Origin of the sequence: Pseudomonas fluorescens (genome assembly GCF_900636825.1) — a bacterium.
In the GTDB taxonomy this organism is placed as follows: Bacteria; Pseudomonadota; Gammaproteobacteria; order Pseudomonadales; family Pseudomonadaceae; genus Aquipseudomonas; species Aquipseudomonas fluorescens_BG.
Map to the genome: position 1 here is coordinate 899,989 of NZ_LR134318.1, position 23,237 is coordinate 923,225.

The window sequence follows — 23,237 nt, forward strand, 5'->3', positions numbered from 1 at the left end:
CGGATCACGGGCCGGCGTCGGTTATTTCTGTCCTGCTTGTAGGATTAATGCACCAGCATGCCGGTGAACCAGTAGGCCTGAGCCAATGTGATCAAACCGACAATCGTTGCAAAGAATAGGCTGTGCTTGAGGGTGAAGCGGAACAGATCCGATTCTTTGCCCACCAGACCGGTCGCGGCGCAGGCCACGGCGATCGATTGCGGCGAGATCATCTTGCCGGTCACGCCGCCACTGGTATTGGCCGCGACCAGCAGGGTGTCGTTGACGCCGATTTGATGCGCGGTGGTTGCTTGCAACGAACTGAACAGCGCGTTCGACGAAGTATCCGAGCCGGTGAGGAACACACCCAGCCAACCGAGGAACGGCGAGAAGAACGGAAACGCCGCACCAGTACCGGCCAGCACAAGTGCCATGGTCGAGGACATGCCCGAGTAATTGGTGACGAAGGCGAACGCCAGCACCATGCCGATCGACAGGATCGGCCAGCGCAGTTCGTAGAAGGTCTCTTTCAAAGTGGTCAGACCAGTTTTGAGGTTGATCTTCAGCACCAGCATCGAAATCAGCGCGGAGAAGAAGATCGCCGTGCCGGTCGCGGAAATCGGGTCGAGTTTGAACACCGCTGGAATCGCGGTCGGGTTGGCCACGATCGGTGCAGTCTTGATCACCAATTGATCAAGATGCGGAATCGCGAAGTTGAACACCCAGCTGTACATCGAACCGCCCGCAGCGAACATCGCTTTGAAGGGCTTCAGCGTCCAGATCGTCACCAATACGGTAAGGATCAGAAACGGCGACCAGGCCTTGAAAATTTCCCCAAGGCTGTAGGGCGAAGCCACGGTGCTGCGCTTCTGGCCGAAACCGCCGACGCTGGCGCTCACCACCGAGGCAGACACAGCACCGACGATGTGCTGACCGGCAGCGCGGCGTGGTTGCCAGACTTTCAGGAACAGGGTCAGCGAGATCAGGCTGGCCAGCGCCGAGGTAATGTCCGGCAGTTCCGGGCCAATGAAGTTGGAGGTGAAGTATTGAGTGACGGCGAAGCTGAAGCCCGCAACCAGCGCCGCCGGCCATGTTTCGCGCACGCCGCGCAGGCCGTCCATCATGAACACCAGCCAGAACGGCACGAACAGCGACAGCAATGGCAATTGCCGTCCGGTCATGGCGCCGATCTTGAATGCATCGATGCCGGTGACCTGGCCGGCGACGATGATCGGAATCCCCAGCGCACCGAACGCAACCGGCGCGGTGTTGGCGATCAGGCACAAACCGGCGGCGTACAGCGGATTGAAGCCGAGTCCGACAAGGAGGGCAGCGGTGATCGCTACCGGCGCGCCGAAACCGGCGGCGCCTTCCAGAAATGCACCGAAGCAGAAGCCGATCAACAGCACTTGCAGGCGCTGGTCGTCAGTAATCGATAGCACCGAACTGCGGATGACCTCGAACTGACCGCTTTTCACCGTCAGTTTGTAGAGGAATACCGCCGCGACAATGATCCAGGCAATCGGCCACAGACCGTAAGCGAAGCCATAACCGGCGGCGGCGAATGCCATGTCCACCGGCATCTGAAAGGCGAAGATCGCCACGGCAATCGAAAGCGCGAGTGTGATGCTGCCGGCCACATGGCCTTTGAGGCGAAACACCGCCAGCGCGAGAAAGAAGAACACGATGGGAATGACGGCCGCGAGAGCGGAGACGCCAAGACTGCCGAGCGGACTGTAGAACTGTTGCCAGGTTTGCATGGTGGGGTGGCCCCTAATTGTTGTTGGTCAGGCACTGCCAGCGTTTTTGGATAATTGGTAAGACCAATTTACATTCGCTGTTGGCTAGGGTAAAAGCCTTGGTATCGGTGTGTCAATTTGTCGCCCTAGAACTTTTGTCGAATGCGCGGTGCATCTGGCAGCCGGGCTGCTTGGCTGAAGTGGTTGACCGGTAGGTGCCGGCGAGGCGCCGATACGCCAGAATAGAGAGCCCGGCGAGCGGTCGGGATCGTGGAGAGTTGAGTTATGGGGTTTGATCAGATACGTCAGCGCCGTTTGTCTGACGATATTGTCGAGCGACTCGAGGGGATGATTCTTGAGGGCACGTTGAAGTCCGGTGAACGGCTTCCGGCGGAGCGCACGCTGGCCGAGCAATTTGGCGTGTCGCGCCCTTCGTTGCGCGAGGCGATCCAGAAACTGGCAGCCAAAGGCTTGCTGGTAAGTCGTCAGGGCGGCGGCAATTATGTCGTGGAGAATCTGGGCTCCACGTTCAGCGATCCGCTGCTGCAACTGCTCGAAACAAATCCCGAGGCGCAGCGGGACTTATTGGAATTTCGCCACACCCTGGAAGCATCGTGCGCGTACTACGCCGCATTGCGTGCAACGGATGTTGATCGCGAGCGACTGACGGCGGCGTTCGAGGAATTGCAGGACTGTTATGCCCGTCACGACGAGGTTAGTCGTGCCGAAGAGGGCGCGGCGGATGCGAAATTTCACCTGGCGATTGCCGAAGCCAGCCACAACGCCGTACTGCTGCATACGATTCGCGGTTTGTTCGATCTGCTCAAGCGCAACGTCGTGACCAACATCGGCGGCATGTACAAGCAACGCGCGGAAACCCGCGACATGCTGATCACGCAGCACCGGGAATTGTATCTGGCAATTATTGAGGGGCGTGCGGAGCAGGCGCGGGAAGTGTCCAGCCGACATATTTTGTATGTGCAGGAAGTGCTGGAAGAGGTGCGTCAGGAGGTTCAGCGCATGGCTCGGGCGGAGCGGCGCAAAGGGATGTGAGGTGGCAGATTAATTGTGGCGAGGGAGCTTGCTCCCGCTGAGGCGCGCATTGGGTCTCGCTTTTATCGATAATCGCGAGAACCAAATGCGCCTGCTGCGCAGTCGAGCGGGAGCAAGCTCCCTCGCCACAGGCCGGGAATCAGTCTTCCTTGCCCTTGTTGCGCACTGCACGCTGCAACTCGCGACCGGCATCGCGCTCGCGCTCGGTATCACGCTTGTCGTATTCCTTCTTGCCCTTGCCCAGAGCGATCTCGCACTTGACCATGTGCTTGCTCCAGTACCAGGACAGGCAGACGCAGGCGTAACCCTTTTGCTGCACAGCGGCGGCGAGCTTTTCCAGCTCGCGGCGGTTGAGCAGCAATTTGCGCGTGCGCACCGGGTCAGCGATGACGTGGGTACTTGCGGTCATCAACGGTGTGATGTGGCTGCCGAGCAACCACGCCTCGCCATCCTTGAGCAGCACATAGCTGTCGACCAGCTGTAGCTTGCTCGCCCGCAGACTTTTTACTTCCCAGCCGGCCAGGACCAGACCAGCCTCGAACTTGTGTTCGATGAAGTAATCGTGTCGCGCCTTTTTGTTCTGCGCGATGGTCCCTGTAGGGTGTTTCTTCTGTTTAGCCATAGGGGCGGCATTATATGGAGATAAATGGCTGTCGGCTACGGTGATGCAGCGTGCTTGAGCAGGTTGAGTGAATCCCGGACAATGCGGCCTCTTTTTCTAACGCTTGGGCGTGATAAACGATGTCGACAGACAAGGTTTCTGTCCACGGCAGTTGGGCTAGCCGCTGGGTTTTCATACTCGCCGCGACCGGTTCGGCCGTGGGGCTGGGTAGTATCTGGAAGTTCCCCTATATGGTCGGGGTCTACGGCGGCGGCGCATTTGTCCTGATGTTTCTGGCCTGTATCGCGCTCATCGGCATCCCAGTCATGCTGGCCGAAACCCTGATCGGCCGGCGTGCGCGGCAGAGTCCAGCGAATGCCCTGAAGGTGCTGGCGCTGGAAGCCGGGCACTCGGCCAAGTGGTCGTGGGGTGCTTTCGCCGGAATGATCACGGCGTTGCTGATTCTGTCTTTTTACAGTGTGGTGGGTGGCTGGTCGCTGGATTACATCGTCGACATGGGCCGGGGCGATTTCCAGGGCGCCACGGCGGATCAGGTCGGTGCTTATTTCGGCAATGTCATCTCCAATCCATGGCGCCTGACACTTTGGCACACGATTTTCATGCTGTTGTCGGCGTTCGTCATCGCAAAAGGCGTGGTCGCCGGGCTTGAGCGCAGTCTGCGAATCATGATGCCGTTGCTGTTCGTGATGATTCTGGTGCTGCTGGGCTACAGCATGACCACCGGGCATTTCATGGAAGGCGTGCATTTCATGTTCGATTTCCACCCGGAAAAAGTCCTCGATGGCCTGCTGCCGGCTATGGGGCACGCATTCTTTTCGCTGAGCGTCGGCGTCGGTTCGATCATGATCTACGGCGCCTACATGCCGAAAAATACCTCGCTGTCCGGCACCGTGGTCGGCGTGGCGCTCCTGGACACCTTCGTTTCGCTGGTGGCCGGTCTGGCGTTGTTTCCGATTGTATTTGCGGCCGGCCTTAACCCGAGCGAAGGCCCCGGCCTGATGTTCGTCAGCCTGCCGTTTGCTTTTGGTAATGTACTTTTCGGCCAATTGATGGGCGTGGTGTTCTTCGTTCTGGTTGCCGTAGCGGCCTGGAGTTCGGCGATTTCCCTGCTCGAGCCGATGGTGGCCTACCTGGTTGAACGCACCAAAATCAGCCGCGCCTGGGTGACGTTCTCGCTGGCATTCACGTGCTGGTTCGTCGGTTTGGGTACGGTGTTTTCTTTCAATATCTGGAAGGAAGCCAAATTTTTCGTGAACGAAGGCGGGATGTTTCACCTCTACCAATGGGGTGCGCAGAGCGGTCTGGACTTCTTCGGCGTGATCGATTTCTTCACCTCGCGGATCATGTTGCCGCTCGGTGGCTTGTGTTTCGTCCTGTTCGCCGGATGGGTGATGGGGCGTGACGCGGTGCGAGACGAGTTGTCGATCCGCAATCCGAAGCTGTTCGCCCTGTCTTTGTTCTTGATGCGCTACGTGGCGCCTATCGGCATTCTGGTTGTGTTTGCCGCTCAGCTCTGGAAGTAACGCTTACATGACGACACATATTCAACGCTCGGCGCTGCTGCCGTATCCGGCGCAATTTCTCTACGACCTGGTCAACGACGTGGCGCGTTACCCGGAGTTTCTACCCTGGTGTTCATCCGCTGAAGTGCTGGAAAGCTCGCCTGAGCATATGCGGGCCAGTGTTGGGGTGGCGAAAGGCGGACTCAGTCAGCATTTCGTCACGCGCAATACGCTGGTGCCAGGGCAGTCGATCGAAATGAATCTGGAGGAGGGGCCGTTCAACCAGTTGCACGGTATCTGGGTGTTCAAGGTCTTGAACGAGAAGGCCTGCAAGATCAGCCTCGACCTGTCTTTCGATTACGCTGGGCCGCTGGTTCGCGCGACGCTTGGGCCGTTGTTCAATCAGGCCGCGAATACGCTGGTGGATGCGTTCTGCCAGCGCGCCAAGCAGATGCATGGTTAAGTCGATGATCGAAATAGAGGTCGTCTACGCCGCCGTTGATCGCCAGATTCTGCGTACTGTCAGCGTTGCAGAGAGTGCAACGGTGCGGGCTGCGGCGCTTGCTTCGGGCGTAGATGCCGAATTTCCTGAACTGGATCTGGCGCATTCTGCGCTGGGGATTTTCGGCAAGGTGGTGACTGATCCGGATTCGCGGCTGGTTCAGGCGGGTGATCGCATCGAGATTTATCGCCCGTTGCTCGCTGATCCGAAAGAAGTGCGTCGCTTGCGGGCGGCCAAGGCTGCCGCCGCCAAGGCGCGAAACGAGTAACGGCCGTATTGCAGGCAATAAAAAACCCGGAAAATCCGGGTTTTTTATTGCTTCGCCAATTACTGCGGCGAAGTATCTAGCGGCTCTGGCGTCGGCACCGGAACGGTTTCCACACCATCGACATCCTTCTGGATCTGATCCAGCAAGGAGCCAGGCTTGGCCGGTTTTTCGGCTTCCGGCTTCTCGGCGTTTTCAGCAGGAGCGGTCACGGTCGTGCCACTGTCCTTGCCGAGAATCGCTTCGTCGCGGCTCACGCCCGGCATAAAGTCACCGGACAGGCTGACAAGCTGGTCGTTCGAATTGAAAATAACGCTGACGCGTTCCTGTTGGCGTTCACCGCCACCCGGTTGCAGGCTGTACAGATAATCCCAGCGATCGGCATGGAACGTGTCGGCAAGCAGAGGGTTGCCCATGATAAACCGTACTTGCGGCCGGGTCATTCCCGGGCGTAACTGGTCTATCATGTCCTGCGTGACGACATTGCCCTGCTGGATGTCGATTTTGTAAACCCCGGGGAATGAACAACCGGCGAGTGCGAGCAGTCCCACAAAGGTGAAACTGGTTAGCAAGAGCTTGGTGTTTTGCATCGGTGGGCGACTTCCACTATCTTGGCTGGGACAACGTAAACGCCGATCATACCCGCATTAAGAGAAGCTGCGAAGCAGCATCGCGAGAAAGCTGACCATGGTTGAAAATAGCGAACTACGCAAAGCCGGCCTCAAAGTGACCCTGCCACGGGTCAAGATCCTGCAAATGCTCGACTCTACCGAGCAGCGCCACATGAGTGCCGAAGACGTCTACAAGGCGTTGATGGAAGCCGGTGAGGACGTCGGTCTGGCCACGGTTTACCGTGTCCTGACCCAGTTCGAAGCGGCCGGCCTCGTGGTCCGCCACAATTTCGACGGCGGCCACGCGGTCTTCGAATTGGCTGACGGTGGCCACCACGACCATATGGTCAACGTGGAATCGGGTGAAGTTATCGAATTCTTCGACGAAGAAATCGAAAAGCTTCAGAAGTCGATCGTCGAGAAGCATGGCTTCGAGATGGTTGATCACAACCTGGTGCTGTACGTGCGCAAGAAAAAGTAAGCAAGTCGCGCGAATTTCATATTCGCGAAACGAACGAAGGCGACCCAAGGGTCGCCTTCGTGCTGTCTACCGTTTGTTAAGCCTTGGCGGTCACCACCATTTTTTTCGCGTGGGCCAAAGACTCTTTGGTCAGATCGATGCCGCCGAGCATGCGTGCGACTTCTTCGATGCGTTCGTTCTTGCTGAGCTTCGCGACGGCCGTGTGAGTGGCCTCTTTATCGCGGACCTTATGCACGAACAAGTGCTGATGCCCTTGCGCCGCGACTTGCGGCAGGTGCGTCACGGTCAACACTTGGCCGCGATCGCCGAGGCGACGTAACAATTGGCCGACGATCTCGGCCGTGGGGCCGCCAATCCCCACATCCACTTCGTCGAATACCAGCGTGGGAACTCGGGAGGTCTGTGCAGTGATCACCTGAATTGCCAGGCTGATTCGCGACAGTTCGCCACCGGACGCGACTTTTGCCAAAGCCTTGAGCGGTTGACCGGGGTTGGCACTGACCAGCAATTCGACTTGTTCCAGCCCGTTCGGCAGCAATTCGTCGCTGCTGTTGGCTTTCAGTTCAATGGTGAAGCGGCCCCCGGGCATGCCCAGTCGCTGAATCTCTTGCTCCACTGCGCTCGCCAGATTACCGGCCGCTTGCTGTCGGAGGTCGCTGAGCTCGCGCGCTTTCTCCTGATAATGCCGCGCATAGGAGGCCAACTCTTCGCCCAGTCGCTCGATGGATTCGTCATTGGCATTGAGGGTTTCGATTTCATCAAGCAACTTTTGCTGCATTTCGCCGACTTCGGTCGGTTGGATCCGGTGTTTGCGCGCCAGGGTATAGATGGCGTCGAGGCGTTCTTCCAGATATTGCAGGCGCGCCGGATCGGCATCGAAGTTGTCGAGGAAGCGGTTGAGCTCGCCGACCGCTTCCTCGACCTGGATTTGTGCGCTGGTCAGCAGGCTGCTGGCTTCACCCAGCGCGCCGACTGAATTATTCACGCTGGAAAGACGATTGAGGCTGGCGGTGAGCGCATTCAGCACATTGCCGGAATCGCTTTCACTGCATTGCTCGACCACTTGCCGGCAAATGCCCAGCAAGGTTTCCGCATTGGTCAGGTTTTTGTGTTCCTGCTCCAGCTGTTCAAGCTCGTTTTCGCCGAGGCCGAGGTTTTCCAGCTCTTCAAGTTGATAGCTGAGCAACTGGTGGCGGGCGCGTTGTTCGTCGCCGGAATTGGAGAGCCGCTCCAGTTCCTGGCGGGTCTGGCGCCAGCGTTGTGCGGCAAGCTGCACCTGACGGGCCAGGTCGGTGGCGCCAGCGTACTCATCCAGCAGGCGGCGATGGGTGTCGGTCTTCAGCAGCGACTGATGTTCGTGCTGGCTGTGAATATCGATCAGCAGCTCGCCAAGTGCTTTGAGGTCGCCAAGCGGGCAGGGCGTGCCGTTGATATAGCCGCGAGAGCGGCCTTCCGAAGTGATCACCCGGCGCAGGATGCACGGACCGTCGTGTTCCAGGTCGCGTTCGGCCAGCCAGGCGCTGGCTTCGGGGATATCAACCAGATCGAACGTGGCGAGAATGTCAGCCTTGTCCGCGCCCGGGCGAACCACGCCGCTGTCGGCGCGATCGCCCAGTGTCAGGCCCAGGGCGTCGAGCATGATCGACTTGCCGGCGCCGGTTTCCCCTGTGATCACGCTCATCCCGCGATCGAGTTCGAGATCGAGATGTTCAACGATGGCGTAGTTATGTACAGACAGGTGCACCAGCATGAAGGCCGCTCCCAGGCTTTAGGTCTGGTTATTTATACAGTGTTTTGTTTCTGGCTGACAATGCCTCGCCTTAGCTCGATTTGCTTGAACCGCAAACTTCCTTAGCGCAACCAGGAATGAGAAAGCGGCACTTTTTAGTAGGGTTAATCCTTGCAGGCCCTTGAAGCCTGATTTTGCGGCCCCATATATCGGGGCAGAAGCGCGAGTCAGGCTCGCGGACGAAATTGAAAGGAGAATTCTATGGCTGACGAACAGACAGTAGATACGCAAAACCCAGACGCCAATCAGGCGCCCGAAAATACGGGTGATGACTTGGCGACCCGTGTGCAAGTGCTCGAAGAGCAATTGGCCGCCGCGCAGGATCAGTCTCTGCGTGTAGCTGCTGATCTGCAGAACGTCCGTCGTCGCGCCGAGCAGGACGTCGAGAAGGCGCACAAGTTTGCCTTGGAAAAATTCGCCGGCGACTTGCTGCCGATCGTCGACAGTCTGGAGCGCGGCCTCGAGCTGTCGAATCCGGATGACGAAAGCATCCGTCCGATGCGCGAAGGCATCGAGCTGACCCTGAAAATGTTCCACGACACCCTCAAGCGCTATCAGCTTGAAGCGATCGATCCGCATGGCGAACCATTCAATGCCGTTCACCATCAGGCGATGGCCATGCAGGAAAGTGCCGACGTCGAACCGAACAGTGTTTTGAAGGTGTTTCAAAAGGGCTATCAGCTCAATGGTCGCCTGCTGCGTCCGGCCATGGTTGTGGTCAGCAAGGCGCCTGCGCCAATTTCGCCTTCGATTGACGAGAAGGCTTGAAATTAGCCGCAAGGCCCCCATTTAGAAGTCAAGCGTTTAAGTGCTACCGCAGTCAGCCACCACTGCTGCGGCAACAAAATCCAAAGTTTCGGGAGAGTGAACATGGGCAAAATCATCGGTATCGACCTGGGGACTACCAACTCCTGCGTCTCCGTGCTGGAAAACGGCAAAGCCAAAGTTATTGAAAACGCTGAAGGCGCGCGTACCACGCCGTCGATCATCGCTTACGCCAACGATGGCGAAATTCTGGTAGGTCAGTCCGCCAAGCGTCAGGCTGTGACCAATCCGCACAACACTCTGTACGCAGTTAAGCGTCTGATCGGTCGTCGTTTTGACGAAGAAGTTGTGCAGAAAGACATCCAGATGGTCCCTTACAAGATCGTCAAGGCTGACAACAACGACGCCTGGGTTGAAGTGAACGGCCAGAAAATGGCACCGCCACAAATCTCGGCTGAAATTCTGAAGAAGATGAAAAAGACCGCCGAAGATTACCTCGGCGAGCCAGTGACTGAAGCGGTGATCACCGTTCCGGCCTACTTCAACGACAGCCAGCGTCAAGCGACCAAAGACGCCGGCCGCATCGCTGGTCTGGACGTGAAACGTATCATCAACGAACCAACCGCGGCCGCTCTGGCTTACGGTATGGACAAGGCCAAGGGCGATCACACCGTGATCGTTTATGACCTGGGTGGCGGTACTTTCGACGTTTCCGTGATCGAGATCGCTGAAGTCGACGGTGAGCACCAGTTCGAAGTGTTGGCCACCAACGGTGACACTTTCCTCGGCGGTGAAGACTTTGACATTCGTCTGATCGACTACCTCGTTGACGAATTCAAGAAAGAAAGCGGCATGAACCTTAAAGGTGACCCGCTGGCCATGCAGCGCCTGAAAGAAGCCGCTGAGAAAGCCAAGATCGAGCTGTCGTCCGCTCAGTCGACCGATGTCAACCTGCCGTACATCACTGCAGACGCAACCGGTCCTAAGCACCTGAACGTGAAAATCTCGCGTGCCAAGCTCGAAGCACTGGTTGAAGACCTGGTTCAGCGCACCATCGAACCTTGCCGCATTGCCATGAAAGACGCCGGTATCGACGTCAGCGCGATCAACGACGTGATTCTGGTCGGTGGTCAGACTCGTATGCCGCTGGTGCAAAAACTGGTTACCGATTTCTTCGGTAAAGAAGCACGTAAAGACGTCAACCCGGACGAAGCTGTTGCCATGGGTGCTGCGATTCAGGGCGCTGTTCTGGCTGGCGACGTGAAAGACGTTCTGCTGCTCGACGTCAGCCCGCTGACCCTGGGTATCGAAACCATGGGCGGCGTGATGACCGCACTGATCGAGAAAAACACCACGATTCCTACCAAGAAATCGCAAGTGTTCTCGACCGCTGACGACAACCAGGGCGCAGTGACCATTCACGTTCTGCAGGGTGAGCGCAAGCAAGCCGCACAGAACAAGTCGCTGGGCAAGTTCGATCTGGCCGACATTCCGCCTGCTCCACGTGGCGTGCCGCAGATCGAAGTGACCTTTGACATCGACGCTAACGGCATCCTGCACGTTGGCGCGAAAGACAAGGCTACCGGCAAGACCCAGTCGATCGTGATCAAGGCCAACTCCGGTCTGTCCGACGAAGAAATCGAGCGCATGGTGCGTGACGCCGAGGCGAATGCCGAGGAAGACCGCAAGTTCGAAGAACTGGCCGCTGCCCGTAACCAGGGTGATGCGCTGGTGCACTCGACTCGCAAGATGATCGCTGACGCAGGTGACAAGGTCACTGCTGAAGAGAAGACTGCTATCGAAGCCGCTGTGGTTGCCTTGGAAGCCGCTGTCAAAGGCGACGACAAGGCTGCCATCGAAGCCAAGGTCGAAGAGCTGTCGAAGGTCTCCGCGCCGGTTGCTCAGAAGATGTACGCCGAACAGGCTCAGCCAGCTGATGGCGCAGCCCCGCAAGGCGAATCGGCGGAAAAGGCTGATGATGTTGTCGATGCCGAGTTCGAAGAAGTAAAAGACCACAAGTAAGTTGTTGGTCGCCCGGTTGACTGCCTTGCGGCGGTGACTGGTAGGATGTCGCCGCGCGGGAGCTTGCTCCCGCGTTGGCGTATCTGGAATACGCGAATTTTTACAGCATGCGACAAGCTTCGCGTGTTGGCGGTATGGCCGAAAATGCTCCTGCTTTTCACGCCGCAGATACCGCATGAATCAAAGACCAGGATCGTTGAATTGACGTGAGTTGGGTCCGGGCCTGTATTGGGGCTCAACGAGTTTGGCCATCCTCAGGAGGGGTTTGCCGAACGTCCTCAAGAGTGCAAAGAACTTATGGCAAAGCGTGACTATTACGAAGTATTGGGTGTTGAGCGGGGCACGAGCGAAGCAGACCTGAAGAAGGCCTATCGCCGCCTGGCCATGAAGCACCACCCCGACCGTAATCCCGGTGACAAAGCATCGGAAGACATGTTCAAAGAGGCCAACGAGGCCTATGAAGTGTTGTCGGATTCCAGCAAGCGCGCAGCCTACGACCAGTACGGTCATGCCGGCGTTGACCCAAGCATGGGTGGTGGTGGTGCGGGTTTCGGAGGTCAGAACTTCTCGGACATCTTCGGCGATGTGTTCAGCGATTTCTTCGGTGGCGGTCGCGGCGGATCCCGTGGCGGTGCTCAGCGCGGCAGCGACCTGCGTTACACGCTGGAGCTGAACCTCGAAGAAGCGGTGCGCGGCACGTCGGTGAATATCCGCGTACCGACATTGGTCAATTGCAAGCCGTGTGATGGTTCCGGCGCGAAGAAAGGCTCGTCGCCTACGACGTGTCCGACCTGCGGCGGCATCGGTCAGGTGCGCATGCAGCAAGGCTTCTTCTCGGTGCAGCAGACCTGCCCGCGCTGCCATGGCCAAGGCAAGATCATTTCCGATCCGTGTGACTCCTGCCACGGTGACGGTCGTGTTGAAGAGTACAAAACGCTGTCGGTGAAAGTACCTGCCGGCGTCGACACCGGCGATCGCATTCGTCTTTCCGGCGAAGGTGAGGCGGGCACTCAGGGTGGGCCTACTGGCGACCTGTACGTGGTCATCAATGTCCGCGAACACGATATCTTTCAGCGCGATGGCAAGCATCTGTTCTGCGAAGTGCCGATCAGTTTCGTCGATGCGGCGTTGGGCGGCGAGCTGGAAATTCCGACCCTCGACGGTCGCGTCAAGCTGAAAATCCCTGAAGGCACGCAGACCGGCAAGCAGTTCCGTGTCCGCGGCAAAGGCGTGGCGCCAGTGCGTGGCGGCGGTGCCGGCGACTTGATGTGCCGAGTGGCGGTCGAGACTCCGGTCAACCTCAATCGCCGTCAGCGCGAGTTGCTGGAAGAATTCCGTAGCTCGCTGGCCGACGACAACAGCCATTCGCCGAAAACCACCGGTTGGTTCGACGGTGTGAAGCGCTTCTTCGGCGATCTGTAAGGAGTCGGCATGCGACGTATAGCTGTGATGGGCGCTGCTGGGCGCATGGGCAAGATTCTGGTCGAGGCCGTTCAGCAGCGTGCGCCGCTGACCGGTTTGACCGCTGCCGTGGTTCGCCCGGGCAGTACGCTGATTGGCGTGGATGCCGGTGAACTGGCCTCGCTGGGGCGTATCGGCGTGCCGTTGTCCGGTCACATCGAAGCGGTGGCTGAAGAGTTCGATGTGTTGATCGACTTTACGCTGCCGGAAGTGATGCTGAAGAACCTGGCTTTCTGCCGCAAGGCGGGCAAAGCCATGGTCATCGGCACTACCGGTCTGGATGCGGCGCAAAAGCAGTTGCTGGTCGAGGCGGGCAAGGATATTCCGATCGTGTTCGCGGCCAATTTCAGCGTCGGCGTAAATCTGTCGCTGAAATTGCTCGATATGGCCGCGCGGGTGCTGGGTGATGAGGCTGACATCGAAATCATCGAAGCCCATCACCGGCACAAGATCGATGCGCCGTCGGGTACTGCGCTGCGCATGGGCGAGGTGATTGCCAGTGCGCTGGATCGCGACTTGCAGAAGGTCGCAGTCTACGGTCGTGAAGGTCACACCGGTGCCCGGGAGCGCGAAACCATCGGTTTTGCCACCGTGCGCGGCGGTGATGTGGTGGGTGATCACACCGTGCTGTTTGCCTGTGAAGGTGAGCGTCTGGAGATCACGCACAAGGCGTCGAGCCGCATGACATTTGCCAAGGGCGCAGTGCGTGCTGCGCTGTGGCTGGATGGTCGCGAGCCTGGTCTGTATGACATGCAGGATGTGCTGGACCTGCGTTGATTCAATGTTGAACCCGGCGCAAATGCCCTGTTTGCGCTGGTTTTTCCCCGCCAAGTGACGCTCTGTCGCATTCTCCGGCCTTTCAGGCTCTTTAGCGGTGGACCAAAAAAGCCTTTTTCTGTAAGCTACAGCTTTAGTGTGTCCACTAAAAGCGCGCAGAATAATTCAGTGAAGAAGCGGGGTGACGTGTCCATACGTCACTCCGCTTTTTTACAACCTGCGATCGCCCTTTCATGCGTTATTTACGGGAGGTCTTCTTGACTAAGCCAGCCATACTTGCCCTTGCTGATGGCAGCATTTTTCGCGGCGAAGCCATTGGTGCCGACGGTCAAACCGTTGGTGAGGTGGTGTTCAACACCGCAATGACCGGCTATCAGGAAATCCTTACCGATCCTTCCTACGCCCAGCAGATCGTTACCCTGACTTACCCGCACATCGGCAACACCGGCACCACGCCGGAAGACGCCGAGTCCGATCGTGTCTGGTCCGCTGGCCTGGTCATCCGTGATCTGCCGCTGGTAGCGAGCAACTGGCGTAACACGATGTCCCTGTCCGATTACCTGAAAGCCAACAATGTGGTGGCAATTGCCGGTATCGACACCCGTCGCCTGACCCGTATCCTGCGTGAAAAAGGCGCTCAGAACGGCTGCATCATGGCCGGCGACAACATCTCCGAAGAAGCGGCGATCGCTGCTGCGCAAGGCTTCCCGGGCCTGAAGGGCATGGACCTGGCGAAAGTCGTCAGCACCAAGACCCAATACGAGTGGCGCTCGACTGTCTGGGATCTGAAAACCGACAGCCACGCGACCATCGAAGCTTCCGAGCTGCCTTACCATGTGGTTGCCTACGACTACGGCGTCAAGGTCAACATCCTGCGCATGCTGGTCGAGCGCGGCTGCCGCGTCACCGTGGTGCCTGCCCAGACACCAGCCGCTGATATGCTGGCACTGAAGCCTGACGGCGTATTCCTGTCCAACGGCCCGGGTGATCCGGAGCCATGCGACTATGCGATCAAGGCGATCAAGGAAGTTCTCGAAACCGAAATTCCGGTATTCGGCATCTGCCTCGGCCACCAGTTGCTGGCACTGGCATCCGGCGCCAAGACCCTGAAAATGGGCCATGGCCACCACGGTGCCAACCACCCGGTGCAGGATCTGGACACTGGTGTTGTGATGATCACCAGCCAGAACCACGGTTTTGCGGTAGACGAAGAAACCCTGCCAGCCAACGTTCGTGCGATCCACAAATCGCTGTTCGACGGCACCCTGCAAGGCATCGAGCGCACCGACAAGAGCGCGTTCAGCTTCCAGGGTCACCCTGAAGCGAGCCCTGGCCCGAATGATGTCGCGCCACTGTTCGACCGCTTCATCAACGAGATGGCCAAGCGACGCTAAGCGTTCGCCTTGAGACTGTAGAGAGAAGCCCTCGAGGGCGGCCCCGGCACCGGCGGCCCCCTCGGACTTCAGAAATCGATCAAGACGGCTTGCCGACTGACCTGCGGATTTGAGTGACAAACCATGCCAAAACGTACAGACATTAAAAGCATCCTGATTCTCGGCGCTGGCCCGATCGTTATCGGCCAAGCCTGTGAATTCGACTACTCCGGCGCCCAGGCCTGCAAAGCCCTGCGCGAAGAGGGTTACCGCGTCATTCTGGTGAACTCCAACCCGGCCACCATCATGACCGACCCGGACATGGCCGACGCGACTTACATCGAGCCGATCAAATGGCAGACCGTTGCCAAGATCATCGAAAAAGAACGTCCGGATGCGGTGCTGCCGACCATGGGTGGCCAGACTGCATTGAACTGCGCCCTGGACCTGGAGCGCGAAGGCGTTCTGGAGAAGTTCGGCGTAGAAATGATCGGCGCCAACGCCGACACCATCGACAAAGCTGAAGACCGTTCGCGTTTCGACAAGGCGATGAAATCCATCGGTCTGGCCTGCCCGCGTTCCGGCATCGCCCACAGCATGGAAGAAGCCAATGCGGTTCTCGAAACCCTCGGCTTCCCGTGCATCATCCGTCCGTCCTTCACCATGGGCGGCACGGGTGGCGGCATCGCTTACAACCGTGAAGAATTCGAAGAAATCTGCGCCCGTGGTCTGGACCTGTCGCCGACCAAAGAGCTGCTGATCGACGAATCGCTGATCGGTTGGAAAGAATATGAAATGGAAGTTGTCCGCGACAAAAAGGACAACTGCATCATCGTCTGCTCAATCGAAAACTTCGACCCGATGGGCGTGCACACCGGTGACTCGATCACTGTTGCTCCGGCACAGACCCTGACCGACAAGGAATACCAGATCCTGCGTAACGCCTCGCTGGCGGTACTGCGCGAGATCGGCGTCGAGACTGGCGGTTCCAACGTTCAATTCGGTATCTGCCCGAACACTGGCCGTATGGTCGTGATCGAAATGAACCCGCGTGTATCGCGTTCCTCGGCCCTCGCTTCGAAAGCCACCGGTTTCCCGATCGCCAAGGTCGCGGCCAAACTGGCTGTGGGTTACACCCTTGATGAGCTGTCGAACGACATCACCGGCGGCAAGACCCCGGCGTCCTTCGAGCCGTCGATCGACTACGTCGTCACCAAGCTGCCACGCTTCGCCTTCGAAAAATTCGCCAAGGCTGACGCGCGCCTGACCACGCAAATGAAATCGGTGGGCGAAGTCATGGCCATCGGCCGGACCTTCCAGGAATCCCTGCAGAAAGCCCTGCGCGGTCTGGAAGTTGGCGTTTGCGGTCTGGACGAGAAGCTCGACCTGAGCAATCCGGAAAGCATGAGCGTGCTCAAGCGCGAGCTGACCGTGCCGGGCGCCGAGCGTATCTGGTACGTGGCGGACGCCTTCCGCGCCGGCCTGTCGGTCGAAGACATCTTCGGCATGAACATGATCGACCCGTGGTTCCTTGTGCAGATCGAAGACCTGATCAAGGAAGAAGAGAAGGTCAAGACTCTCGGTCTGTCCTCCATCGATCGCGACCTGATGTTCAAGCTCAAGCGCAAAGGCTTCTCCGATCAGCGTCTAGCCAAGCTGCTGGGCGTGACTGAAAAGAATCTGCGCACGCACCGGCAGAAGCTGGAAGTGTTCCCGGTCTACAAGCGCGTCGACACTTGCGCGGCCGAGTTCGCCACTGACACCGCTTATCTCTACTCGACGTACGAGGAAGAGTGCGAAGCGGCGCCGTCCGGTCGCGACAAGATCATGATTCTGGGTGGCGGTCCGAACCGTATCGGCCAGGGCATCGAGTTCGACTACTGCTGTGTTCACGCCGCTCTCGCACTGCGCGAAGACGGTTACGAAACCATCATGGTCAACTGCAACCCGGAAACCGTTTCCACTGACTACGACACCTCCGACCGTCTGTATTTCGAGCCGGTAACCCTGGAAGACGTACTGGAAATCTGCCGCGTCGAGAAGCCGAAAGGCGTGATCGTGCAGTATGGTGGCCAGACTCCGCTGAAACTGGCTCGCGCTCTCGAAGCGGCCGGCGTGCCGATCATCGGCACCAGCCCTGACGCCATCGACCGCGCTGAAGACCGTGAGCGCTTCCAGCAAATGGTTGAGCGTCTGAACCTGCGTCAGCCGCCAAACGCCACCGTGCGCAGCGAAGACGAAGCCGTTCGCGCGGCGGCGAAAATCGGTTATCCGTTGGTGGTGCGCCCGTCCTACGTACTGGGCGGCCGCGCGATGGAAATCGTTTACAAGGAAGACGAGCTCAAGCGTTACCTGCGTGACGCGGTGCAAGTGTCCAACGACAGCCCGGTGCTGCTCGACCACTTCCTCAACTGCGCCATCGAAATGGACGTGGACGCGGTTTGCGACGGCAAAGATGTGGTGATCGGCGCGATCATGCAGCACATCGAACAGGCTGGCGTTCACTCCGGTGACTCGGCTTGCTCGCTGCCGCCGTACTCGCTGCCGGCGCACATCCAGGACGAGATGCGCGAGCAGGTCAAGAAAATGGCCCTGGAACTGGGCGTTGTCGGCTTGATGAACGTGCAACTGGCATTGCAGGGCGAAGACATCTACGTCATCGAAGTCAACCCGCGTGCTTCGCGTACCGTACCGTTCGTATCGAAGTGCATCGGTGTCTCTCTGGCCATGATCGCTGCCCGCGTGATGGCCGGTAAGACCCTGAAAGAAATCGGCTTCACCAAAGAAATCATCCCGAACTTCTACAGCGTGAAAGAGGCGGTGTTCCCGTTCGCCAAATTCCCTGGCGTTGACCCGATCCTCGGCCCAGAGATGAAGTCGACCGGTGAAGTGATGGGTGTCGGCGACACCTTCGGTGAAGCCTTCGCCAAGGCCCAGATGGGCGCCAGCGAAGTTCTGCCGACCGGCGGTACTGCGTTCATCAGCGTACGTGACGACGACAAGCCACTGGTTGCAGGCGTGGCCCGTGATCTGATCAACTTGGGCTTCGAAGTGGTCGCCACGGCCGGCACTGCCAAGCTGATCGAAGCCGCAGGTCTGAAAGTGCGCCGCGTGAACAAGGTGACCGAGGGTCGTCCGCACGTGGTCGATATGATCAAGAATGACGAAGTCACGCTGATCATCAACACCACCGAAGGTCGTCAGTCGATCGCTGATTCGTACTCCATTCGTCGTAATGCCCTGCAGCACAAGATTTACTGCACCACCACCATTGCTGCGGGCGAGGCTATCTGTGAAGCGCTGAAGTTCGGTCCGGAAAAGACCGTGCGCCGCTTGCAGGATCTACACGCAGGATTGAAGGCATGAGCATAACCAAGTACCCAATGACTGTTCAGGGCGCTCGCGCCCTGGAAGAAGAGCACACTCATCTGACCAAGGTCGTTCGTCCGAAGCTCAGCCAGGACATCGGTACGGCCCGTGAGTTGGGTGACCTTAAGGAAAACGCTGAATACCATGCCGCGCGCGAACAGCAGGGCATGGTCGAGGCGCGTATTCGTGACATCGAGGGCCGGATTCAGAATCAGGTCATCATCGACGTCACGACTATTCCGCACACCGGCAAGGTGATCTTCGGCACGACCGTCGAAATCGCCAACGTCGAGACCGATGAAAGCGTCACCTACCACATCGTGGGAGAAGATGAGGCTGACTTCAAACTCGGCAAGATTTCGGTTGGCTCGCCTCTGGCTCGCGCCTTGATCGGTAAGGAAGAGGGCGATGTAGTCGCCGTGAAAACGCCTGGTGGCGTTATCGAGTACGAGATTGTCGAAGTTCGTCACATCTGAAAGAAGGCGCCCGCTGCAGGCGGGCGCCATGCTTTGGCAATTGACCCAGATGCTGTGGGTCGGTGGTCTATGGTTGATTCATCTCGGTTTGCAGCCGGCGTTGGGCGAAATCGGTCTGGCGCCGCTGTTGATCGACGAAGTGGCCAGTGCGTTTGAAGTGCTGGTGGTGGGATTTGCCGCCGCATGCGTATTGTTTCAGGCTTTGGTGCTGATACAGGCCGAGGGCCTTGCCAGTCTATGGCGTGATCTTCGCGGGCAGGTGCTGCTGTTGGCGTTGTACGCATGTGCGATGTTTTTCGCAGTGCGTTTCGGCTGGCCGGATGCGCAGCGCTGGCAGGTGTTCAGCTTTCTGATTCTGGGTTTTTCCGGGCTGGTGCTGGTATTGCAACCTGTGCCGGGGTGGAGTGGCAGGGTGCGCGAAGCACACCCTTGACCCCTTTCATCACTTGAAGCGATGAACGTTCGACAGCTGCTTGTTAGCGCTGAAGTTCTTGCGGTAAACCAGCGCCATCTTGCCGATGACCTGCACCAGATCAGCTTTGCCGACCTTGCACAGCTCCGCGATGTGCGCCAAGCGCGACTCGCGATCAAGAATGTTGAGCTTGATTTTGATCAGTTCGTGATCGGCCAAAGCGCGTTCAAGTTCTGCTAGCACACCTTCAGTCAACCCATTGTCAGCCACGGTCAAGACCGGTTTCAGGTGGTGACCGATGGATTTGTACTGTTTCTTCTGCTCGGGAGTGAGCGGCATAATCTGACCCTTTCGTCTGGATTCTGTAAAATGGCGGCCATTTTACCCGAGGGTTCGTGGATCCGCCCAACTAATCACGACCCTTATCATCGAGGTGCCCAATGGCGCGTTCCAAGACAAGCCTTGGTTGGCTGAAAAGACATGTCAACGATCCCTATGTGAAGCAGGCGCAGAAGGATGGCTATCGTTCGCGTGCAAGTTACAAACTGCTGGAGATCCAGGAAAAGTACAAACTGATCCGTCCAGGCATGAGCGTGGTCGATCTGGGCGCGGCGCCTGGTGGCTGGTCCCAGGTGACCAGTCGTCTGATCGGCGGTCAGGGGCGTTTGATCGCCTCGGACATTCTGGAGATGGACAGCATTCCCGACGTGCAATTTATCCAGGGGGACTTTACCGAGGACGCAGTGCTCGCCCAGATCCTTGAAGCCGTGGGTAATTCGCAGGTGGACCTTGTGATTTCCGATATGGCCCCCAATATGAGTGGTACGCCTGAAGTGGATATGCCGAAAGCCATGTTCCTTTGCGAGCTGGCGCTTGATCTGGCAGAGCGGATCCTCAAGCCGGGTGGTAATTTCGTGATCAAGATTTTTCAGGGCGAAGGGTTTGACGTATACCTGAAGGATGCCCGGAAGAAATTCGACAAGATCCAGATGATCAAGCCGGACTCTTCCCGCGGCAGTTCTCGCGAGCAGTACATGCTGGCGTGGGGCTACCGCGGTAATGAATAAAACGCGGTTTTTTTGCGGGGTGATAGGTTTTTAATATTTCGCCCCGCCAGCATTAGCGAATATTGTGTAGAAAGTGTTTCACAAAGGGTTACAGACGGCGCCTGCCAGAGCTGTAGGTAATGTAGTAAGTTAGGCCGGTGAATTCATGCGAAGCGCGCGCCAGTAGCGGAGCTTGCTTCAGAGGGTAGTTAATTGAACGATATGGCAAAGAATCTGATCCTGTGGTTGATCATCGCGGCAGTCCTGGTGACGGTGATGAACAACTTCTCCAGCCCTAACGAGCCGCAGACCCTCAACTATTCCGACTTCATCCAGCAGGTCAAGGATGGCAAGGTCGAGCGCGTTGCCGTCGACGGTTATGTCATCACGGGCAAGCGTAACGATGGCGATAGCTTCAAGACCATTCGTCCGGCCATTCAGGACAATGGCCTGATTGGTGATCTGGTCGACAACCACGTTGTGGTTGAAGGCAAGCAGCCTGAGCAGCAAAGCATCTGGACCCAGCTTCTGGTGGCCAGCTTCCCGATCCTGGTGATCATCGCGGTGTTCATGTTCTTCATGCGCCAGATGCAGGGCGGTGCGGGCGGCAAGGGCGGCCCGATGAGCTTCGGCAAGAGCAAGGCACGCCTGCTTTCCGAAGATCAGGTGAAAACCACTTTGGCTGACGTTGCCGGTTGCGACGAAGCCAAGGAAGAAGTCGGCGAGCTGGTCGAATTCCTCCGTGATCCGGGCAAGTTCCAGCGCCTGGGCGGTCGTATTCCTCGGGGCGTACTGATGGTCGGTCCTCCGGGTACCGGTAAAACCTTGCTGGCCAAGGCGATTGCCGGCGAAGCCAAGGTGCCGTTCTTCACCATTTCCGGTTCTGACTTTGTCGAAATGTTCGTCGGCGTCGGCGCAAGCCGTGTCCGTGACATGTTCGAGCAGGCCAAGAAGCACGCGCCTTGCATCATCTTCATCGACGAAATCGACGCCGTTGGTCGCCATCGTGGCGCCGGTATGGGTGGCGGTCACGACGAACGCGAGCAGACTCTCAACCAATTGCTGGTTGAGATGGACGGCTTCGAAATGAATGACGGCATCATTGTGATTGCCGCAACCAACCGTCCTGACGTTCTCGATCCAGCGCTGCTGCGCCCGGGTCGTTTCGACCGTCAGGTGGTGGTTGGCTTGCCGGACATTCGTGGTCGCGAGCAGATCCTGAAAGTGCACATGCGCAAAGTGCCAATGGGCGACGACGTTGCTCCAGCCGTTATCGCACGCGGTACTCCGGGCTTCTCGGGTGCTGACTTGGCGAACCTGGTCAACGAAGCATCACTGTTCGCTGCGCGCAGCGGCAAGCGCATCGTTGAAATGAAGGAATTCGAGTTGGCCAAAGACAAGATCATGATGGGCGCCGAGCGCAAATCAATGGTCATGTCTGAGAAAGAAAAGCAGAACACGGCTTACCACGAAGCGGGTCACGCTATCGTTGGTCGCGTCGTGCCTGAGCATGATCCGGTTTACAAAGTGTCTATCATTCCACGCGGTCGTGCACTGGGGGTGACGATGTTCCTCCCGGAAGAAGATCGCTACAGCCTGTCCAAGCGTGCCTTGATCAGTCAGATCTGCTCGCTGTACGGCGGTCGTATTGCTGAAGAGATGACTCTGGGTTTTGACGGTGTAACTACCGGTGCTTCCAACGACATCATGCGTGCCAGCCAGATCGCGCGGAACATGGTGACCAAGTGGGGCTTGTCGGAAAAACTCGGTCCGTTGATGTACGCAGAAGAAGAGGGTGAAGTATTCCTGGGTCGCGGCGGTGGTGGTCAGGCTGCCAGCTTCTCTGGCGAAACAGCCAAGCTGATCGACTCGGAAGTTCGCAGTATCATCGATCAGTGCTACGGCACCGCCAAGCAGATCCTCACGGACAACCGTGACAAGCTGGATGCGATGGCTGACGCGCTGATGAAATACGAGACGATTGATGCTGAGCAGATCGACGACATCATGGCGGGTCGCACACCTCGCGAGCCTCGTGACTGGTCTGGTGGTACGGGCACGCCTCCGCCGCCTGTCGTTCGAGACGAGCGTCCGGAAAATCCGATTGGCGGTCCGGCTGCTGACGTTTAAGGTTTGAAATGACTTTTGCACAGTCCCTGACCCGGTTGCCTTGCGGCAACCGGGTTCTTGATTTGGCCCAGACGCACGTCATGGGCATTCTCAATGTCACTCCCGATTCCTTTTCTGATGGCGGCCGATACAGTCAGCTCGATGCGGCCCTGCGCCACGCTGATGCGATGGTGGCGGCCGGTGCGACACTCATCGATGTTGGTGGAGAATCCACTCGGCCAGGCGCCCGCGCCGTTTCGCCCCTTGAGGAGCTCGAGCGTGTTGCGCCGATCGTCGAGTTAATCAATCGCGAGCTGGATGTGATCATCTCGGTCGATACCTCGACACCGGCAGTCATGCGTGAAACCGCGCGACTGGGCGCTGGCCTGATCAACGATGTACGCTCCCTACGGCGCGACGGTGCGCTGGATGCGGCGGCCGCAACCGGGTTGCCGGTATGTCTGATGCATATGCAGGGCGAGCCTGGCGATATGCAGGATGACCCGCAGTATCAGGACGTCACCCGGGAAGTGGCTGAATTTCTGGCTGAGCGTATGACTCAGTGCGCGCAGGTGGGTATCCCGGCCGAGCGCATCATTCTTGATCCTGGCTTCGGCTTCGCCAAAACGCTGCAGCACAACCTGAGTTTGTTCAAGCATATGGAAGCCTTGCATGCGCTGGGTCGGCCCCTATTGGTTGGTGTTTCGCGAAAAAGCATGATCGGTCATGCCTTGAATCGACCGGTCGGCGAACGTTTGCATGGCGGTCTTGCATTAGCGGCACTGGCATCCGTCAAGGGTGCGCGTATATTGCGCGTCCATGATGTGGCGGAAACAGTGGACGTGTTGCGGATGATCGCGGCCGTGGAATCAGCTGAATAAGAA

Annotated in this window: 21 protein-coding genes; 16 read left to right on the top strand and 5 right to left on the bottom strand. The window is 58.1% G+C overall.

Annotation, left to right across the window (positions count from 1 at the left end; genetic code table 11):
• Positions 1-44: 44 nt before the first annotated feature.
• On the bottom strand, positions 45-1,739 hold the full coding sequence (locus tag EL257_RS04055) for a lactate permease LctP family transporter (protein ID WP_126360053.1): 1,695 nt from the start codon (positions 1,737-1,739) through the stop codon (positions 45-47).
• Between the two features lie 264 nt (positions 1,740-2,003).
• On the opposite strand from EL257_RS04055, the gene EL257_RS04060 reads away from it, so the two are divergent.
• A complete protein-coding gene (locus EL257_RS04060) occupies positions 2,004-2,771 on the top strand; it encodes an FCD domain-containing protein (RefSeq protein WP_126360055.1) in 768 nt (255 codons plus the stop codon).
• 139 nt (positions 2,772-2,910) lie between these two features.
• Here EL257_RS04060 and smpB read toward each other — a convergent pair whose 3' ends face one another.
• Positions 2,911-3,393 (bottom strand): SsrA-binding protein SmpB, encoded by a 483-nt coding sequence (gene smpB / locus EL257_RS04065; RefSeq protein ID WP_007915208.1) that lies wholly within the window; start codon positions 3,391-3,393, stop codon positions 2,911-2,913.
• Positions 3,394-3,512: 119 nt separating this feature from the next.
• Between smpB and EL257_RS04070 the strand changes: the two genes are divergently transcribed.
• The 3 genes from EL257_RS04070 to EL257_RS04080 are packed head-to-tail and all read left to right on the top strand — an operon-like array spanning position 3,513 to position 5,665.
• Positions 3,513-4,916 (top strand): sodium-dependent transporter, encoded by a 1,404-nt coding sequence (locus EL257_RS04070; protein ID WP_126360057.1) that lies wholly within the window; start codon positions 3,513-3,515, stop codon positions 4,914-4,916.
• 7 nt (positions 4,917-4,923) lie between these two features.
• On the top strand, positions 4,924-5,358 hold the full coding sequence (locus EL257_RS04075; protein WP_126360059.1) for a type II toxin-antitoxin system RatA family toxin: 435 nt from the start codon (positions 4,924-4,926) through the stop codon (positions 5,356-5,358).
• On the top strand, positions 5,351-5,665 hold the full coding sequence (locus EL257_RS04080) for an RnfH family protein (RefSeq protein ID WP_126360061.1): 315 nt from the start codon (positions 5,351-5,353) through the stop codon (positions 5,663-5,665). Before EL257_RS04075 ends, EL257_RS04080 begins: the two co-directional genes overlap by 8 nt.
• A gap of 59 nt (positions 5,666-5,724) precedes the next feature.
• Here the strand turns inward: EL257_RS04080 and EL257_RS04085 are convergent, their stop codons facing one another.
• A complete protein-coding gene (locus EL257_RS04085; protein WP_093104791.1) occupies positions 5,725-6,252 on the bottom strand; it encodes an outer membrane protein assembly factor BamE in 528 nt (175 codons plus the stop codon).
• 97 nt (positions 6,253-6,349) lie between these two features.
• Between EL257_RS04085 and fur the strand changes: the two genes are divergently transcribed.
• Complete coding sequence (gene fur, locus EL257_RS04090) at positions 6,350-6,754, top strand: ferric iron uptake transcriptional regulator (protein ID WP_016771770.1); 405 nt, start codon at positions 6,350-6,352, stop codon at positions 6,752-6,754.
• Positions 6,755-6,830: 76 nt separating this feature from the next.
• On the opposite strand, the gene recN is transcribed toward fur, so the two are convergent.
• Positions 6,831-8,504 (bottom strand): DNA repair protein RecN, encoded by a 1,674-nt coding sequence (gene recN, locus EL257_RS04095; RefSeq protein WP_126360063.1) that lies wholly within the window; start codon positions 8,502-8,504, stop codon positions 6,831-6,833.
• 240 nt (positions 8,505-8,744) lie between these two features.
• On the opposite strand from recN, the gene grpE reads away from it, so the two are divergent.
• The 8 genes from grpE (at position 8,745) to EL257_RS04135 (ending at position 19,219) form a co-directional block, all read left to right on the top strand.
• A complete protein-coding gene (gene grpE, locus EL257_RS04100) occupies positions 8,745-9,311 on the top strand; it encodes a nucleotide exchange factor GrpE (protein WP_126360065.1) in 567 nt (188 codons plus the stop codon).
• Between the two features lie 102 nt (positions 9,312-9,413).
• Complete coding sequence (dnaK, locus tag EL257_RS04105; protein WP_126360066.1) at positions 9,414-11,330, top strand: molecular chaperone DnaK; 1,917 nt, start codon at positions 9,414-9,416, stop codon at positions 11,328-11,330.
• Positions 11,331-11,627: 297 nt separating this feature from the next.
• Positions 11,628-12,752 carry a molecular chaperone DnaJ gene (dnaJ, locus tag EL257_RS04110; protein ID WP_126360068.1) on the top strand — a complete coding sequence of 375 codons (1,125 nt, stop codon included), beginning with the start codon at positions 11,628-11,630 and terminating at the stop codon, positions 12,750-12,752.
• Between the two features lie 9 nt (positions 12,753-12,761).
• Positions 12,762-13,568 (top strand): 4-hydroxy-tetrahydrodipicolinate reductase, encoded by an 807-nt coding sequence (dapB, locus tag EL257_RS04115; RefSeq protein ID WP_008088318.1) that lies wholly within the window; start codon positions 12,762-12,764, stop codon positions 13,566-13,568.
• A gap of 257 nt (positions 13,569-13,825) precedes the next feature.
• A complete protein-coding gene (gene carA / locus EL257_RS04120) occupies positions 13,826-14,962 on the top strand; it encodes a glutamine-hydrolyzing carbamoyl-phosphate synthase small subunit (RefSeq protein WP_126360070.1) in 1,137 nt (378 codons plus the stop codon).
• A 123-nt stretch (positions 14,963-15,085) separates the two neighbouring features.
• Positions 15,086-18,307: a carbamoyl-phosphate synthase large subunit gene (carB, locus tag EL257_RS04125; RefSeq protein WP_126360072.1), complete on the top strand. Its 3,222-nt coding sequence runs from the start codon at positions 15,086-15,088 to the stop codon at positions 18,305-18,307.
• A gap of 2 nt (positions 18,308-18,309) precedes the next feature.
• Positions 18,310-18,786, top strand: a complete 477-nt coding sequence (greA, locus tag EL257_RS04130) for a transcription elongation factor GreA (RefSeq protein WP_064387939.1) — start codon at positions 18,310-18,312, stop codon at positions 18,784-18,786.
• 28 nt (positions 18,787-18,814) lie between these two features.
• On the top strand, positions 18,815-19,219 hold the full coding sequence (locus EL257_RS04135) for an MFS transporter (RefSeq protein WP_126360074.1): 405 nt from the start codon (positions 18,815-18,817) through the stop codon (positions 19,217-19,219).
• Between the two features lie 9 nt (positions 19,220-19,228).
• On the opposite strand, the gene EL257_RS04140 is transcribed toward EL257_RS04135, so the two are convergent.
• On the bottom strand, positions 19,229-19,537 hold the full coding sequence (locus EL257_RS04140) for a YhbY family RNA-binding protein (protein WP_016771761.1): 309 nt from the start codon (positions 19,535-19,537) through the stop codon (positions 19,229-19,231).
• A 101-nt stretch (positions 19,538-19,638) separates the two neighbouring features.
• Between EL257_RS04140 and rlmE the strand changes: the two genes are divergently transcribed.
• From rlmE to folP, 3 genes are all read left to right on the top strand, one after another.
• The gene (gene rlmE, locus EL257_RS04145) at positions 19,639-20,265 is read left to right on the top strand and encodes a 23S rRNA (uridine(2552)-2'-O)-methyltransferase RlmE (protein WP_126360076.1); all 627 of its coding nucleotides are present in this window, start codon (positions 19,639-19,641) and stop codon (positions 20,263-20,265) included.
• 201 nt (positions 20,266-20,466) lie between these two features.
• Complete coding sequence (gene ftsH, locus EL257_RS04150) at positions 20,467-22,374, top strand: ATP-dependent zinc metalloprotease FtsH (RefSeq protein ID WP_126367992.1); 1,908 nt, start codon at positions 20,467-20,469, stop codon at positions 22,372-22,374.
• An 8-nt stretch (positions 22,375-22,382) separates the two neighbouring features.
• Complete coding sequence (gene folP, locus EL257_RS04155) at positions 22,383-23,234, top strand: dihydropteroate synthase (RefSeq protein ID WP_126360078.1); 852 nt, start codon at positions 22,383-22,385, stop codon at positions 23,232-23,234.
• The last annotated feature ends 3 nt before the right edge of the window (positions 23,235-23,237 follow it).